The sequence below is a fragment of the Nocardioides sp. Bht2 genome (genome assembly GCF_047308515.1).
In the GTDB taxonomy this organism is placed as follows: Bacteria; Actinomycetota; Actinomycetes; order Propionibacteriales; family Nocardioidaceae; genus Nocardioides.
On the sequence record NZ_JBLBWI010000013.1, the window covers coordinates 13378 to 28547 of the forward strand.

The 15170-nt window shown below is 68.2% G+C and carries 17 protein-coding genes; 6 read left to right on the top strand and 11 right to left on the bottom strand.

What is annotated here, in order from left to right:
• Positions 1–20: 20 nt before the first annotated feature.
• The 4 genes from ACLM5J_RS15285 (at position 21) to ACLM5J_RS15300 (ending at position 3422) form a co-directional block, all read left to right on the top strand.
• Positions 21–908 carry a 1,4-dihydroxy-2-naphthoate polyprenyltransferase gene (locus ACLM5J_RS15285; RefSeq protein WP_413657312.1) on the top strand — a complete coding sequence of 296 codons (888 nt, stop codon included), beginning with the start codon at positions 21–23 and terminating at the stop codon, positions 906–908.
• A 75-nt stretch (positions 909–983) separates the two neighbouring features.
• The gene (locus tag ACLM5J_RS15290; protein ID WP_413657313.1) at positions 984–1838 is read left to right on the top strand and encodes an acyl-CoA thioesterase domain-containing protein; all 855 of its coding nucleotides are present in this window, start codon (positions 984–986) and stop codon (positions 1836–1838) included.
• Positions 1839–1877: 39 nt separating this feature from the next.
• Positions 1878–2000: a hypothetical protein gene (locus tag ACLM5J_RS15295; RefSeq protein WP_413657314.1), complete on the top strand. Its 123-nt coding sequence runs from the start codon at positions 1878–1880 to the stop codon at positions 1998–2000.
• A 66-nt stretch (positions 2001–2066) separates the two neighbouring features.
• A complete protein-coding gene (locus ACLM5J_RS15300) occupies positions 2067–3422 on the top strand; it encodes a TrpB-like pyridoxal phosphate-dependent enzyme (RefSeq protein WP_413657316.1) in 1356 nt (451 codons plus the stop codon).
• Positions 3423–3516: 94 nt separating this feature from the next.
• On the opposite strand, the gene ACLM5J_RS15305 is transcribed toward ACLM5J_RS15300, so the two are convergent.
• Genes ACLM5J_RS15305 through ACLM5J_RS15320 form a run of 4 tightly spaced genes read right to left on the bottom strand, consistent with a single transcriptional unit; the run spans position 3517 to position 5894 of the window.
• Entirely contained in the window at positions 3517–3744 is a 228-nt protein-coding gene (locus ACLM5J_RS15305; RefSeq protein WP_413657317.1) for a helix-turn-helix domain-containing protein, read from the bottom strand.
• Positions 3741–4508, bottom strand: coding sequence for a hypothetical protein (locus tag ACLM5J_RS15310; RefSeq protein ID WP_413657319.1), 768 nt, complete (start codon positions 4506–4508; stop codon positions 3741–3743). Before ACLM5J_RS15310 ends, ACLM5J_RS15305 begins: the two co-directional genes overlap by 4 nt.
• Positions 4509–4563: 55 nt before the next feature.
• Positions 4564–5634 carry a PLP-dependent cysteine synthase family protein gene (locus ACLM5J_RS15315; protein WP_413657320.1) on the bottom strand — a complete coding sequence of 357 codons (1071 nt, stop codon included), beginning with the start codon at positions 5632–5634 and terminating at the stop codon, positions 4564–4566.
• On the bottom strand, positions 5631–5894 hold the full coding sequence (locus ACLM5J_RS15320) for a DUF4229 domain-containing protein (protein WP_413657321.1): 264 nt from the start codon (positions 5892–5894) through the stop codon (positions 5631–5633). The genes ACLM5J_RS15315 and ACLM5J_RS15320 overlap by 4 nt, the downstream gene beginning before the upstream one ends.
• 62 nt (positions 5895–5956) lie before the next feature.
• On the opposite strand from ACLM5J_RS15320, the gene ACLM5J_RS15325 reads away from it, so the two are divergent.
• Positions 5957–6175 (top strand): hypothetical protein, encoded by a 219-nt coding sequence (locus ACLM5J_RS15325; protein WP_413657323.1) that lies wholly within the window; start codon positions 5957–5959, stop codon positions 6173–6175.
• Between the two features lie 101 nt (positions 6176–6276).
• Here the strand turns inward: ACLM5J_RS15325 and ccsB are convergent, their stop codons facing one another.
• The 6 genes from ccsB to hemL form a co-directional block, all read right to left on the bottom strand.
• Complete coding sequence (ccsB, locus tag ACLM5J_RS15330; protein ID WP_413657325.1) at positions 6277–7359, bottom strand: c-type cytochrome biogenesis protein CcsB; 1083 nt, start codon at positions 7357–7359, stop codon at positions 6277–6279.
• The gene (locus tag ACLM5J_RS15335) at positions 7356–8930 is read right to left on the bottom strand and encodes a cytochrome c biogenesis protein ResB (protein ID WP_413657326.1); all 1575 of its coding nucleotides are present in this window, start codon (positions 8928–8930) and stop codon (positions 7356–7358) included. Before ACLM5J_RS15335 ends, ccsB begins: the two co-directional genes overlap by 4 nt.
• A complete protein-coding gene (locus ACLM5J_RS15340) occupies positions 8930–9679 on the bottom strand; it encodes a cytochrome c biogenesis CcdA family protein (RefSeq protein WP_413657327.1) in 750 nt (249 codons plus the stop codon). Before ACLM5J_RS15340 ends, ACLM5J_RS15335 begins: the two co-directional genes overlap by 1 nt.
• The gene (locus ACLM5J_RS15345) at positions 9676–10206 is read right to left on the bottom strand and encodes a TlpA disulfide reductase family protein (protein ID WP_413657329.1); all 531 of its coding nucleotides are present in this window, start codon (positions 10204–10206) and stop codon (positions 9676–9678) included. The genes ACLM5J_RS15340 and ACLM5J_RS15345 overlap by 4 nt, the downstream gene beginning before the upstream one ends.
• 47 nt (positions 10207–10253) lie before the next feature.
• The gene (locus ACLM5J_RS15350; RefSeq protein ID WP_413657330.1) at positions 10254–10928 is read right to left on the bottom strand and encodes a histidine phosphatase family protein; all 675 of its coding nucleotides are present in this window, start codon (positions 10926–10928) and stop codon (positions 10254–10256) included.
• A gap of 110 nt (positions 10929–11038) precedes the next feature.
• Positions 11039–12373: a glutamate-1-semialdehyde 2,1-aminomutase gene (gene hemL / locus ACLM5J_RS15355; protein WP_413657331.1), complete on the bottom strand. Its 1335-nt coding sequence runs from the start codon at positions 12371–12373 to the stop codon at positions 11039–11041.
• A 321-nt stretch (positions 12374–12694) separates the two neighbouring features.
• On the opposite strand from hemL, the gene ACLM5J_RS15360 reads away from it, so the two are divergent.
• Complete coding sequence (locus ACLM5J_RS15360) at positions 12695–13951, top strand: lytic transglycosylase domain-containing protein (RefSeq protein WP_413657333.1); 1257 nt, start codon at positions 12695–12697, stop codon at positions 13949–13951.
• A gap of 200 nt (positions 13952–14151) precedes the next feature.
• Here ACLM5J_RS15360 and hemB read toward each other — a convergent pair whose 3' ends face one another.
• Positions 14152–15126 (bottom strand): porphobilinogen synthase, encoded by a 975-nt coding sequence (gene hemB / locus ACLM5J_RS15365; RefSeq protein WP_413657334.1) that lies wholly within the window; start codon positions 15124–15126, stop codon positions 14152–14154.
• Positions 15127–15170 lie beyond the last annotated feature (44 nt).

Sequence of the window (15170 nt, forward strand, 5' to 3'; positions counted from 1 at the left end):
ACATGCTTGAATCGCTGATCATGGCCTCCCCGTCACAGTGGCTCGCCGGCGCGCGACCCCGCACCCTTCCCGCCGCTCTCGCTCCCGTCCTGATCGGTACCGGCGTCGCAGCACACACCGCTGAGCCGGTGTGGTGGAAGGCGGCCCTGGCGTTGGTCGTCGCTCTCGCGCTGCAGGTCGCGGTCAACTACGCCAACGACTACTCCGACGGGATCCGTGGCACCGACGAGGACCGGGTCGGCCCGCTCCGACTGGTCGGATCCGGCCTGGTGGAACCCGCGCTGGTGAAGCGCGCCGCCTTCCTCGCCTTCGGGGTGGCCGCCGTCGCCGGGCTCGCGCTCGCCGCAACCACTGCCTGGTGGCTGGTCGCCGTCGGCGCGCTCTGTGTGCTGGCCGGATGGTTCTACACCGGCGGCAGCAAGCCCTACGGGTATCTCGGCCTCGGCGAAGTGATGGTCTTCGTCTTCTTCGGCCTGGTCGCGGTGATGGGAACCACCTACGTCCAGACCGAGAGCTCGGCCGGCGACGTCGTCCTGCCCTCGCTCTACGGCGCGATCGTGGCAGGTGCGATGGCCTGCGCGATCCTGGTCGCCAACAACCTGCGCGACATCCCCACCGACAAGGAGTCCGGCAAGATCACCTTGGCCGTGCGGCTGGGCGACGGCGGGACCCGCAAGCTCTTCGCGCTGATGGTCTTCGCTGCCGCAGCAGCCGTCGTCGCCCTGGCAGCGACCACCACCTGGTGGGCCCTGGCCGGTCTGATCGTGGTGCCGATGAGCGGTCGTCCGTTGCGCCGGGTGCTCTCCGGCGCCCAGGGGCGCCACCTCGTGCCGGCACTGGCGCAGATCGGTATCGCCCAGCTCGGGTGTGCCGTTGCTCTCTTTGTGGCACTGGTTGCCACGGCCTGAGGCACTCAGTGCCACACTTCTTCCAGGCTGGCGCCGAATCCCGGCGACCGACTGTTTGAGAGCTGAGGAGTGACCATGGAGATCGTCTTCTTCGAACGTGCCGGCGAGAGCCTGGTGCCGACCGACGTCGCCCGCAGCCTGTGGTCGGCCGACCAGATGCACGGCGTCGCGATCAGCGGAGCACTCGCCCGCGCCGCCGAGCAGGCGGTCCTCGCCGAGGGCGGTCGCGAACTGGTCCCCGCTCGACACACGGTCGACCTCTTCCGTCCGGCCGCGATGGCCCCCTGCTTCTTCGCCACCACCGTGGTCCGCTCCAGCAACCGGCTCGCGCTGGTCGACACCCTGCTGCTCCAGGACGACGAAGTGATGGCCCGCTCGTCGGCGCTCTTCCTCAAGGCGACCGAAGAGCCGCCCGGCGACGTCTGGAAGCGGACCACGCCTTTGCCCTCGCCGCCCGACGTGCCGGTGGCCGGGCCTAACGACGTCCGCCCGCCGTTCTTCCTCAGCGGCGGCGAGTGGTCGCAGAACTTCGCCGCCCACCAGAACGCCGACCACAAGACGATCTGGAACACCGTGCCACAGGTCGTCTCCGGCGAGGTGTCGTCCGGGTTCAGCGCCGCGGCCGCCGTCGCCGACTCCACCACCCTGGTCACCAACTGGGGCAGCGCCGGCGTCAACTACATCAACGCCGACGTGACGCTGACCCTCTCGCGCCAGCCGGTCGGCCGCGAGATCGGTCTGACCGCTCTCGACCACACCTCCTACGACGGCGTCTCGGTCGGCAGCGCCCTGGTCTTCGACCGTGCCGGCGCGCTCGGCACCACGATCGTGACGGCACTCTCGAACGCCAAGCGGACCGTGAACTTCGGCGAGGTCTTCAACGGCAACCGTGGCGACCACGGTGACCAGGATCCGACCAGTCGGGTCTGAGGCCCACCGCCAGCCGCGCCGCGGGGCTAGATTGAGCCCATGACGTGGCTCATCATCCTGCTGGTTATCGCCGCTGGTTTCGCGGTGTACAAGTTCCGCGCACCGATCCTGGCCAAGGTGCTGGGGCAGCCGCGGTCTCGGATCGACCGGCACCTGAAGTAAGCCCTTCCCGCTCCCTCGCCCCATGCCGAGGGAGAACTGTTCTGCGCCCATTCCCAAGGAGTGTCCATGCCTGAGCCCCGTAAGTTCCTGCTCGACGACTCGGAGATGCCGACCCACTGGTACAACATCGTCGCCGACCTGCCGACGCCGCCGCCCCCGCCGCTGCACCCGGGCACGCACCAGCCGGTAGGCCCCGACGACCTCGCGCCGCTGTTCCCGCCGGAGCTGATCGCCCAGGAGGTCACCACCGAACGTTGGGTGGAGATCCCGGAGGCCGTGCGCGAGGTCTACGCGCAGTACCGCCCCTCGCCGCTGATCCGGGCCCGCAACCTGGAGCAGAAGCTCGGCACTCCGGCCAGGATCTACTACAAGTACGAGGGCGTCTCGCCGGCCGGTTCGCACAAGGTCAACACCTCCGTTCCGCAGGCGTACTACAACAAAATCAACGGGATCACCCGGCTCACCACCGAGACCGGTGCGGGCCAGTGGGGCACCGCACTCTCCTACGCCTGCGCGCTCTTCGACATGCAGTGTGAGGTGTGGCAGGTCGGCGCCTCCTTCGACACCAAGCCGCAGCGCCGGACCCTGATCGAGACCTTCGGCGGCACCGTGCACCGCTCCCCGTCACGGATGACCGAGTCGGGCAAGGCGTTCCCCGAGGACCACCCGGGCTCGCTGGGCATCGCGATCTCCGAGGCGGTCGAGCTCGCCGCTCAGGACCCGGAGGCCAAGTACGCCCTGGGCTCCGTGCTCAACCACGTGCTGCTGCACCAGACGGTGACCGGCGAGGAGACGCTCAAGCAGTTGGCCAAGGCCGGCGAGAGCGGCGCCGACGTGGTGATCGGCTGCGCCGGCGGCGGTTCGAACTTCGCCGGTATCGCCTTCCCGTTCCTGCGCGAGAAGCTGGCCGGCAACCAGAACCCGCGGATCATCGCGGTCGAGCCGTCCTCCTGCCCGACGCTGACGCGTGGCGAGTACCGCTACGACTTCGGCGACACGGCCGGGCTCACCCCGTTGATGAAGATGTACACGCTCGGCCACGACTTCGTGCCGTCCACGATCCACGCCGGCGGCCTGCGCTACCACGGCATGGCGCCGCTGGTCTCGCACACCGTGCACGAGGGCCTGATCGAGGCCACCGCACTGCACCAGACCGAGTGCTTCGAGGCCGCCGTCGAGTTCGCCCGTACCGAGGGCATCGTGCCGGCTCCGGAGTCGTCGCACGCGCTGGCCCAGGCCCGCCGCGAGGCGCTCGAGGCCAAGGAGACCGGCGAGGAGAAGGTGATCGTGGTGCTGCTCTCCGGCCACGGCCTGCTCGAGCTCGGCGCCTACGACTCCTTCCTGACCGGCCGCCTCGAGGACGACCCGCTCTCCGAGGACGACCTCCAAGCCGCCCTGGCCGGCGTCCCCCAGGTCAACTGACCGATAGTCCCTGACGAAAAGCCCCTGAAAGCTGCGCTTTCAGGGGCTTTTCGTTCGGCAGCGGCTGCGGAACTACACGAACTCGCGAGTTCGTCTAGTCACTCACCACGAGCAGATCTCCGACCTGACAGTCCAGAACCCGGCAGATCGCCTCCAGCGTGGAGTAGCGGATCGCGCGGGCCCGGTCGTTCTTGAGCACCGACAGATTGACGACGCTGACCCCGACGAGCCCGCTCAGCTCGGTGAGGGTCATCCCACGTTCGACGAGCAGCTCATCGAGGCGGCAGTGGATGCCGGTGTTCTCCGCTTCCGCTGGGCTCACACCAGGCCGTCCGTGTCTCGCTGCAAGGCCATCCCGCTACGCAGAACGACCGCAACCACCCCGAGCACCAGCGCGACGGCGAGCGGCCACAGGTCGAGGTTCACGGAGAAACTCGCCGCGGGCACGAACTGTTCCGGCGCCATGTCGGCGCACCCCTTCCCCTTGCACTCCCACGACGCGGAGGACCAGCGCAGCGCGGCCTCCGCCGCCTGGCTCCTACCGAGGCTACCCAGCACCTGGGCCACCATCGAGCCGATCGCCACGGCACCCGCGGCAAGACCACAGGCGCGAGCCAGGACGGGGGCGAACGGCGTGCCCCGGCCGATGTTGCGGCACGCCAGCCCGATCACCAGGACGACGGCAACGATGGTGAGCCCGGAGACGGCTTCCGCAGCCGCGAGCACCACACGGATGGAGGTTTCCAGGCCGGAAACAGTGAGCGTGGCACTGGTCATCGCGCCCTCCACGAGCCGATCCGGGCGTTGGCCGTCGTCGATCGTCATCCCCGCGGGCAGTTGAGGCCAGAACTCCTCGATCGGCGCTTCCACGGTCACCGTGTCGTCGGTGAGCACCTGCAGAACACCGAGAAGGGTGCCGATCACCACCACCGCTCCGTAGGTCACGCAGACCCACCAGGTGGTGCGCACGACGGGCGTCATCTCTGCCCCGCGACGCGATCGCGCCGAGGCTCGTGCGATCAGGCCGAGCGCAACCAACGCGACGACCGCCAGCACAAAGAGTTCAACGGATCCGATTCCAGCCATATCTTAACGATAATCGTTATTATCGATTTTCGATATGGATGCCACGGATCCACCCTCAGGCGAGCTCCCCCGAACTCAGGAAGTTGTCCAGCATCGCCCGGTACGAGCTCGGATCGATCCCTTGGGCATCGAGCCACGCGTCATTGAAGTAGGTGTCGGAGTAGCGTTCACCGCCGTCACAGATCAGAGTGACCACCGATCCGGTACGGCCATGCGCACGCATCTGCGCCACCTTGTGCAGGGCACCCCACAGCGCGGTCCCCGTCGAACCGCCAACCAACCGGCCGGTGACGTCGCTGCACCAGCGGGCGGCCGCGATCGACGCCGCGTCCGGTACCGAAAGCACCTCGTCCACCACGGTCGGGATGAAGGACGGCTCGACCCGAGGTCGACCGATCCCTTCGATCCGCGAACCACGATCGGTGGTCACCGTCGGGTCGCCGCTCGCATAGGACGGCGCGAACGCCGAGTTCTCGGGGTCGACCACACAGACTCGCGTGTCCAGACGCCGGTAACGCACGTAGCGCCCGATGGTGGCCGAGGTGCCACCGGTCCCGGCGCCGACCACGACCCACTCCGGAACCGGGTGCGGCTCCAGAGCCAGCTGTTCGAAGATCGACTCGGCGATGTTGTTGTTGCCGCGCCAGTCGGTGGCGCGCTCGGCATAGGTGAACTGATCGAGATAGTGCCCGCCGCACTCGGATGCGAGCCGACGCGCCTCGTCGTAGATCAGGGCACCGTCATCGACGAAGTGGCTGCGGCCGCCGTAGAACTCGATCAGCGCGATCTTCTCCGGCGAGGTGGACCGCGGCATCACCGCCACGAACGGCAGCCCCAGCAGCCGGGCGAAGTACGCCTCGGAGACCGCGGTCGAACCTGACGACGCCTCGATCACCGTGGTGCCTTCGGTGATCCAACCGTTGCAGAGTGAGTACAGGAAGAGCGAACGCGCCAACCGGTGCTTCAACGAGCCGGTCGGGTGGACCGACTCGTCCTTGAGGTACAGATCCACGCCCCAGGACGCCGGCAACGGGAAGACATGCAGGTGCGTGTCGGCCGAGCGGTTCGCGTCGGCCTCGACCTTGCGCAGCGCCTCGTTGAGCCAAGCGCGCCCAGCGGTGGTCACTCGTCGTCGTCTTCCTTGGCCCGGCGCTCCTCGAACCTCGCCGCAGCCCGCGCAGCGCGGCCCTCGACCTTCGCGGCGAACCGCTCACGCTGCGGGTTGAGCACGAAGAACGAAGCGATCCCGCTGATCAAGAAGGCGAGAACCACCGCCCACAGCACCGGCACGTCGTCCGCAAAGATGCTCCAGACACCGACCACGACAGCGAAGGCTCCGACCAACAGGCCGAGCCTCATCAGGGTGTAAACCACGAACTCCTTCACCCATCCAGCCTAAGCTCTACCGGCAACGTGGCTACCGGCGGCCAGCGAACTATCCTTGAGGCGTGGGCAAGCTGCTTCTTCTGCTGATCGTGATCGCGGTCGTGATCTACCTCGTGGTGCGCACGGTCGAAACCCGTGGCCACCCATTCCGTCGCGCCCCGGGCAGCCGCCCGTTCGGCGGCGGCAATCAGGCGCGTCCGATCGCGCCCGACGACGACGCGGAGTTCCTGCGCGACCTCAACCGGCGCCGGAAGAAACGCGACCCCGACTCCCCCGAGTGACGCCTCGACGTCACCCCTAGCGACGCGCAGCAACGCAGACGAGCCGTGCCCCTGAGCGGGACACGGCTCGTTTCGCTCTCTGCAGCCTGCGCTGCCGATAGCTAGAACTGCGTGGCTTGGGCCATATCCGTGCCGACCACCTGGACGACGGCGACTGCGGGCTCGGCGTAGGAGTGCTTGGAGCCACCACCGAAGAAGTAGTTGATCCCGATGAAGTTGAAGAGCAGCGTCACGAATCCGATCAGCGCCACGATCGCCGCGTTGCGACCCTTCCAGCCGGCGGTCACCCGGGCGTGCAGGTAGGCGGCGTAGACGACCCAGGTGATGAAGGCCCAGACCTCCTTGGCGTCCCAGCCCCAGTACCGCGACCAGGCCACCTGGGCCCAGATCGGGCCGGCGATCAGCACCGCGAAGGTCCAGACCGGGAAGGCGAAGGCGTGCAACCGATAGGCGAGCCGGTCCAACGCCTTGGACGACGGCACGCGGGCCAGGATCCCGGTATTGCCCTGCGGCGCCCGGAAGAAGGGCAGCCGCGACAGCGCTCGCGACAGCCGGCCCGGCTCCACCGCCGGGGCGTCGGTCACGACAGCCCCGCCACCACCCGCAGCGACCAGCTCAGCCTCGCGGACCGCGACCCGCTTCTCCTGACGCTCCTTGACCAGGAACAGGATCGAGACCAGGCCGCCGAGGGTGAAGATGCCGGTCGCGAGCACGGCAGCCGACACGTGGATCACCAGCCACGGGGAGCTCAGCGACTCAGCCAGCGGAGCGACCCGGTCGTGGAGCAGGATCATCGTCGCCATCAGGGTGACCCAGACCAGGCCCAGCACCCAGAGCGAGAGCCACTCCAGTTTGTACTTGCGGTAGAAGACCAGGAAGGCCAGCACCACCACGAAGGTCGAGCTGAGCACGAACTCGTACATGTTGCCCCAGGGCACCCGGTTCGGGTCGGCGGCCATGCCGCGACCGACCATCGCCACCAGGTGGACGGCGCAACCGATCGCGGTCAGCAGCAGGCCGAACCGGCCCCACAGGGCGGTCGTGCCGGAGGTCGGCGTCTCGTCCGCAGGCAACTTCCGTAGTCCGGCCCACTGGGCCGAGTACGAGAGCAGCGCCAGGAAGTAGACGACGCCACAGACGGTGGCCGCCTGATCGCTGAGCGTCTCCCACGCTTCGTTGGTCACAGCTCCTCCTTCACGGTCTCGCCCTTGAGCGCAGCGACGACCTCGACGATTTCTTCTCCGACCTCGCCACCGCTGGAGCGGTCGAGCGCGGCTACTTCTACGACGGTGCTGCCGTCCGTCTCACGGACCCGCACCCACATCCGGCGCGGACGGATGAACAGCGAACCCAGCAGACCGAGCAGCGCGGCGATCATCCCGCCCAACGCCACCATCTTGCCCGGGGTCTGGCTGATCTGCACCCGCACCCAGGGGGTGATGTCCTCGAACGTCACCGAGCCGGCCCCGTCCGGGAGCTGCACGGTGGAGTTCTCACACCGCGCGTTCTCCTTGCCATCGATCTTGGCCGGGCAGAGGTCGACGCGGAACAGATCCTTGGTGGTGCCGCCGAGCAGCTTCATGTTGGTCTTGTTCAGCACGTAGACCGACTGCGATCCTGCGGCCAGGCCGAGGTCGCCCACGTAGGCCTGCATCGAGATCAGTGGGTTGCCCAGCGCACCGAAGACCGAGCCCAGGTTGTTCGGGTCGCCGGAGTAGGTCGGGTAGAGCAACCCCTCCAGGCCGATCTGCTGCGGTTCGGCACCGGGCGCCTTCACCACACCGAAGGAGGTGAAGGTGGCCTGGTCCTCGGGGAGGAACGGCGTCGGACCGCTGGTCGCGATGTTGCCCTCGGCGTCGCGGATCGTGATCACCGGGGAGTAGCCGTGGCCGATCAGGAAGACGTCGGTGCTGCCGATCTTCAGCGGGTGGTTCACCCGCAGGTCGTAGGTCTTCTCCTCGCCGTCGCTACCGTCGCGGTAGGTCAGCGGGGCCACGAACTTGCGGGCCATCCCGTAACGCGGGTTGGTCGGGTCGTCGATCCATTCGACCTCGAAGTCGTCGACGGTGAAGGTGAACGGGTCGAGGTTGTCCACCCCGACCATCCGGCCCGCCTTGAAGTCGTCGTACTGGGTGAGGTTGTTGGAGAAACTGGCGCCCTTGCCGACGATCACGCCGCCCTGATAGCCCATCAGCGAGCCCATCGCGACGCCGGCGAGCACGACCAGCAGCGACGCGTGGAAGACCAGGTTCCCGGCTTCGCGCAGGTAGCCGCGCTCGGCCGAGATCGCGTCACCGTCGGCGATCACCCGGAACCGGCGCTTGCGGAGCACCTGCTCGGCTCGGGCCAGCACCTCCTCGACCGGTTCGTCGGTGGTGTAGCTGGCGTTCTCCGGCAGCCGGGTCAGGTTGCGCGGCGCCTTCGGCGGCGCGGCGCGGAAGCCGCGCCAGTAGACCCGCAGTCGCGGCAGGATGCAGCCGACCAGGGAGACCATCAGCAGCAGGTAGATGGCGCTGAACCAGACCGAGTCATAGACCGAGAAGAGCCCGAGCTTCTCGTAGATCGGGGTCAGGTCGGGGTGGTCGGCCTTCCAGTTGTTGGCCCGCATCGCGTCGACGTCGCTCTGCGGGATCACCGAACCGGGGACCGCGGCCAACGCCAACAGCAGCAACAGGATGAGCGCGGTCCGCATCGAGGTGAGCTGGCGCCATGCCCAGCGCATCAGCTCGATGAAGCCAAGATCGGGGACAGCCATCACACACTCGTTTCAAAGCCGAGGATCAGGTTCACCTGGAGCCACTTGACGATCCAGTCCCACCAGCCGGTGATCAGCAGCAGACCCACGATCACCATCATCGCGCCGCCGATCCGGGTCACCCAGACCTGGTGACGGCGGATGAATGCGAAGGCGCCGAGCGCGCGCCGGTAGGCGACCGCGGCCAGCACGAACGGAAGTCCGAGGCCGATGCAGTAGGCAGCGGAGAGCACCGCACTGCGGGGAGCGGTGGCCTCGTTGACGCCGAGGGTCAGGATCGCGCCCAGGGTGGGGCCGATGCACGGGGTCCAGCCCAGGCCGAAGAGGAAGCCGAGCAACGGTGCCGCCGCCAGCCCGACCGCCGGGACCTTGTGGATCCGCACGTCGCGCTGCATGAACGGCAGAAGACCGGCGAAGGCCAGACCCATCACGATCACCAACAGCCCGAGGACGAAGGTCAGCGTGCCGTGCTGGTTGATCAGGAAGGAGCCGAAGTAGCCCGAGAGTGCGCCGAGACCGATGAAGACGACGGAGAAGCCGAGCACGAAGAGGACCGCACCCAGGATCATCCGGCCCCGGCGGGCGTTCGCCAGATCGGCGCCGGAAAGGCCGGTGGCGTAGGAGAGGTAGCCCGGCAGCAGCGGGATCACGCAGGGCGAGAAGAACGAGACGAGGCCGGCCAACAGAGCCACGGGCAATGCCACCAGCATCGAGCCGGAGAGCACCGACTCCTCGAAGAACTCCCTCATTCAGCGACGACCTTCTCAATCATCGAGATCAGCGTCTGCTCGCTCGGCAGCACCCCGATCACGCTGGCCGCAACGCGACCCTCGCGGTCCAGGACCACCGTCGACGGCGTCGCAGAGATCGGCAGCGCGCCGTTGAAGGCCAGCAGCTTCTCGCTCGACGGGTCGTAGAACGACGGGAACGGGACGTCGTACTGCCGCTCGTAGGAGCGCGCGGTCTCCGGCGAGGAGTCGCGGACGTTGATCCCGACGAAGGCGACGTCGTCGCCCTCGGTCTTCTCGGCGGCCCCGACGACGTCTCCGGCCTCGGCGTGGCACTCGCCGCACCACTGGCCCCAGACGTTCATCACCACGACCTTGCCGCGGTAGTCGGCGAGGTCGAGTGGCTCACCACGCAGATCCTTGCCAGAGATCGAGATCGCGGAGCTGCGGTCACCCGCGTCGAGCTCGGTGACCCGACCGTCGCTGGTGACGTAGCCCTTCTCGCCTGTCCCTTCGAGACCGGAACAGCCGGCCAACGTCAGCGCCATCAGGAGCGCTGTGGTTGCTGCCCGTAGAACTGGTCGCCGCATCATGATCAGGGCCGGTGCTGCTCGGGAGCGTTCCCCGCCGAGAACGGCGCCGCCTTGTCGCGGTTCGGGATCAGGTGCCCGGCCGGCTCCGAGTAGGAGAGCGAGGTGAGCTTGTCGCCCTCGAAGTGGAGCGAGGTCAGCGAGCAGAGCGTGCACTGCCGCTTACGCGGGTCGTGCAGGTAGGAGCGCTTCTCCACGAAGAGCCGGGTGGTCCAGATCGGGAGCTGGTGGCTGACGATCACGGCTTCGTGGCCGCGGGCGGCGTCACGGGCGTCGTAGACCGCCGCCATCATCCGCGCCGCGATCTCCTTGTAGGGCTCGCCCCACGACGGCTTGAACGGGTTCCACAGGTGGACCCACGCCGACGGCTGACGCAACGCGCCGTCGCCGACACCGAACCGCTTGCCCTCGAAGTAGTTCTCCGACTCGATCACCCGCGCATCGGTGGTGATGTCGAGTCCGAAGGTCTGCGCGAACGGCGCCGCGGTCTGCTGGGCCCGCTCCAGCGGGGAGACCCGCAGGTGGGTGACGTCGCGGTCCGCGATCGCCTCGGCCACGGTGGCCGCCATCTGCTTCCCGAGATCGGAGAGGTAGTAGCCCGGCATCCGGCCGTAGAGCACGCCCTCGGGGTTGTGTACCTCGCCGTGGCGCAGCAGGTGGACGGTGGTCTTCTCACTCATGCGTTCTCACTTCGATTGGTGCGCGCATGAGAGACATGACGCACTGTCTTGATTGGTTCGCTGGGCACGCACCCGCACGGGGGCGCGATGAGTCGTCACGACGGCGGGCATCAGTTCGCGGCACCGTCAAGGGCTTCGGCGGCGGCGCGGGCCGCGGCGGGGAGGGCGTCGACGACGGTCTGCACGGCACGCTCGTCGTGGGCGGCGGAGAGGAACCAGGCCTCGTAGGCCGACGGCGGCAGATGGACCCCGGCGTCCAGCATGCTGTGGAAGAAGGCCCGGTAGGCCTCGGCGCTCTGGGTGCCGGCGTCGTCGAAGTTACGGACCTCGCGATCGGTGAAGAAGACCGAGAACATGGTGCCGCTGCTCTGCACCCGGTGCGGCACACCGGCTTCGGTCAGCGCCGCGGTGGCCGCCGCCTTGATCACCTCACCGGCCGCGCCGATGTGGGCGTAGACCTCGTCGGTGGCCAGGCGCAGCGTGGTGAGGCCTGCGGTGGTGGCGATCGGGTTACCCGACAGGGTGCCGGCCTGGTAGACGCCGCCGAGCGGGGCCAGGTGCGCCATCACGTCGGCGCGACCACCGAAGGCAGCGGCCGGGAACCCTCCGCCCATCACCTTGCCGAAGGTGACCAGGTCGGGGCGCCAGCCCTCTGCTGCGCCGTCCAGACCCCACTGGCCCTGCGCGGAGGCGCGGAAACCGGTCATCACCTCGTCGGAGATGAAGAGGGCACCGTTGGCGGCGCAGGTCTGCGCCAGGAACTGGTTGAAACCGGGTTCGGGCGGAACGACGCCCATGTTTCCGGGGGCGGCCTCGGTGATCAGGCAGGCGATCCGGTCACCGTGCTCAGCGAAGGCAGCGGTGACGGCGGCCCGGTCGTTGTACGGGAGCACCAGGGTCAGCGCCGTGGCGGAGTCGGGGACACCGGGCGTGCCGGGGACACCGAGGGTGACCAGGCCCGAGCCGGCGGCGACCAGGAGCGAGTCGACGTGACCGTGGTAGCAGCCGGCGAACTTCACCACCAGGTCGCGGCCGGTGAAGCCGCGGGCCAGCCGGATCGCGGACATGGTGGCCTCGGTGCCCGAGGAGACGAAGCGGACCCGCTCCACCGGGGTCCGGGCCACGATCGCCTCGGCGAGCTCGACCTCGGGGACGGTCGGTGTCCCGTAGGAGGTGCCACGGGAGACGGCCTCGTTGACGGCGGCGAGCACCTCGGGGTGCGCGTGGCCGAGCAGCATCGGACCCCAGGAGCAGATCATGTCGACGAGTTCGTTGCCGTCGGCGTCGGTCAGCCAGGCGCCTCGCGCGGAGGTGATGAAGCGCGGCGTGCCACCGACGGCGTTGAACGCCCGGACCGGGGAGTTGACGCCACCGGGGGTGACGGCGGAGCCCCGCTCGAAGAGAGCCTGGGAGCGCGCGGTCACGGCAGACGTCGAAGTGCTCACCGAATCATTGTCGCCGACGGTGCCAACCTGTGCACATCGGCACGACGGGCGGTGACGCCGCTCCCCCGTAGGCGGGACGGGGACGTTCGGAGCCGCAGGTTGCGGACCTACGAAACTTTGTGACCCAGATCGCGTCACGGTCGGCGAGCAGCCACGTCTTCCAGGTGAGCACGGGGAGAAAGGCACCGGTGTTACCAGAAAGTTGCGGATACCCGATGTGTTACGTAACTCACTGTGACACCATTCGTTGAATCAGGTGCCTGTGCTTGAGGGAGCGGGGCGTTGTAAGTACACACAGCACACTGGGGAGAACCGCACATCATGAGCAAGACACGCTTCAGCCGTGGCCAGAAAGCCACGGCATTGGTGCCCTTGGCCCTGCTCTCGACGGCCTGGACGGCCAGCTTGATCGGAGTCGGCGGCAGCGCCGTCGCCAGCGCCTCGGGCGAGCGCGATGCGCTTCCTGACGGCGCGACCGTCCCGGCCCAGGCGATCGAAGACCCGGCCAGCTACTCCCAGCCCGGCAGTATCGGCCTGGGCGTGCCGGAGCGCGAGGGCAACTCGATCGTGCGCACCTCCTCCACCAGTGGCATTCCGTCGGCCGCGCTCGCTGCGTACCAGCGTGCCGCCACGGTGATCAACTCCGCCGACAAGACCTGTGGCCTGGACTGGCAGCTGGTCGCCGCGATCGGCCGCGTGGAGTCCGACCACGGTCGCTACGGGGGCAACACCCTCGGTACCGACGGCGTCTCCCGCCCCGGTATCTACGGCATCGCGCTGGACGGCAACAACGGCACCCAGGAGATCACCGACACCGACGCCGGCCAGTTCGACAACGACGAGGTCTACGACCGCGCTGTCGGCCCGATGCAGTTCATCCCGACCACCTGGTCCTCGGTCGGCGTGGACGCCGACGGCGACGGCAAGCGGAACCCGCAGGACATCGACGACGCGGCACTCGCCACCGCCGTCTACCTCTGCGCCGGTACCGACGACCTCGGCACCGACCAGGGCCGCCGCTCCGCGGTGCACCGCTACAACCACTCCGACAAGTACGTCGACCTGGTGCTGCGGATCCGTGACGCCTACCTGGCCGGCGACTACTCCGCGGTGCCGAACAACACCACCTCGGCGATCAACTTCACCCCGGACTACTCGCTGGCCTCGCCGAACCTCGGCAACCAGTTGGCGACCAAGCCGCCGAAGGCCACGAACCCGACCACGAACACGCCGGGCACGACGACCAGCCCGACCACGCCGACCGACCCCGGCAGCGAGCCGGGCACCGAGAACCCGTCGACGCCGGGCAAGGACAAGGACAAGAAGCCCCTCGAGGCGCTCACCGAGCCAATCAAGCCGATCCTCGCCCCGGTGTTGTCGCTGACCGAGGCACTGAATCTCTGTAGCGCAGAGATCGAACGGGTGGACGTTCTTGGACTGCTTAAGGTCCTGGGCCTGAACGACACTGCGGCGGCGAAGTGCGCCAACCAAATCAACGGCAAGCCTGAGGACCAAGCGCTTGGATTGCTGACTGGGATCGTCAAGGGCTTGCTCAACCTCCTCACAGGGAAGCCCTGAGCTCTTTCGGCCTCGCCAAGTAGCCCGAGGGCGCACATATAGCCGCCGAGGTTGCAGAAGTAGCAACCGAAGGCGCAGAAACCAACGACGAAGCCCGCGGCAGGTGCCGCGGGCTTCGTCGTCTCTGCAGCCGATCGGAGCGATCCGACCCGGGCGTGCGTCGAACGGATGGTGGCCCCGGGGCCACGATCCGTACGACGCTAGCGCAGCAGCCGGGCCGCCTCCGCCGCCCAGTAGGTCAGCACCACGTCGGCACCTGCGCGCCGGATCGAGGTCAACGTCTCGAGGATCGCGGCGTCCCGGTCGATCCAGCCGTTGGCAGCCGCCGCCTCGACCATCGAGTACTCACCGGAGATGTTGTAGGCCGCGACCGGCACGTCGACGGCGTCGCGCACCTGACGGATCACGTCGAGGTAGGCCAGGGCCGGCTTCACCATCACCAGGTCCGCACCCTCGGCGACGTCGATCAGCGCCTCCCGGACGCCTTCGAGTGCGTTCGCCGGGTCCTGCTGATAGGTACGCCGGTCTCCTTGGAGGGTCGAGTCGACGGCCTCACGGAACGGGCCATAGAAGGCGGAGGCGTACTTGGCCGAGTAGGCCAGGATCGCGACGTCGGTGTGGTCGCCGGCGTCCAGCGCCTCACGGATCACGCCGACCTGGCCGTCCATCATCCCGCTCGGGCCGACCAACGCAGCCCCGGCTTCGGCGTGGGCCAGCGCCATCTGGGCGTAGATCTCCAGGGTGGCGTCGTTGTCGACACCCCCGGACTCGTCCAGTACGCCGCAGTGCCCGTGGTCGGTGAACTCGTCGAGACACAGGTCGCTCATCACCGGCAACGCGTCACCCACCTGGGCGGCGACGTCGGCGATCGCGACGTTCAGGATCCCTTTGGGGTCCAGCGCGCCACTGCCCACGGCGTCCTTGGTCTGCGGCACCCCGAACAGCATGATCCCGCCCAGGCCGAGCTCGGCGGCCTCGTCCGCAGCCTGCTTGAGCGACTCCCGAGTGTGCTGGACGACGCCCGGCATCGAGCTGATCGGAACCGGCTCATTGATCCCCTCCCGCACGAAGACCGGCAGGATCAACTGCTCGGGCCGGACATGGGTCTCCGCGACCATCCGGCGCAGGGCCGGGGTACGACGGAGCCGACGAGGACGGACGACAGGGAACTCCATGGCACCCATTGTGCTCTCGCCCAAATGCCTATGTGGCACCTGGC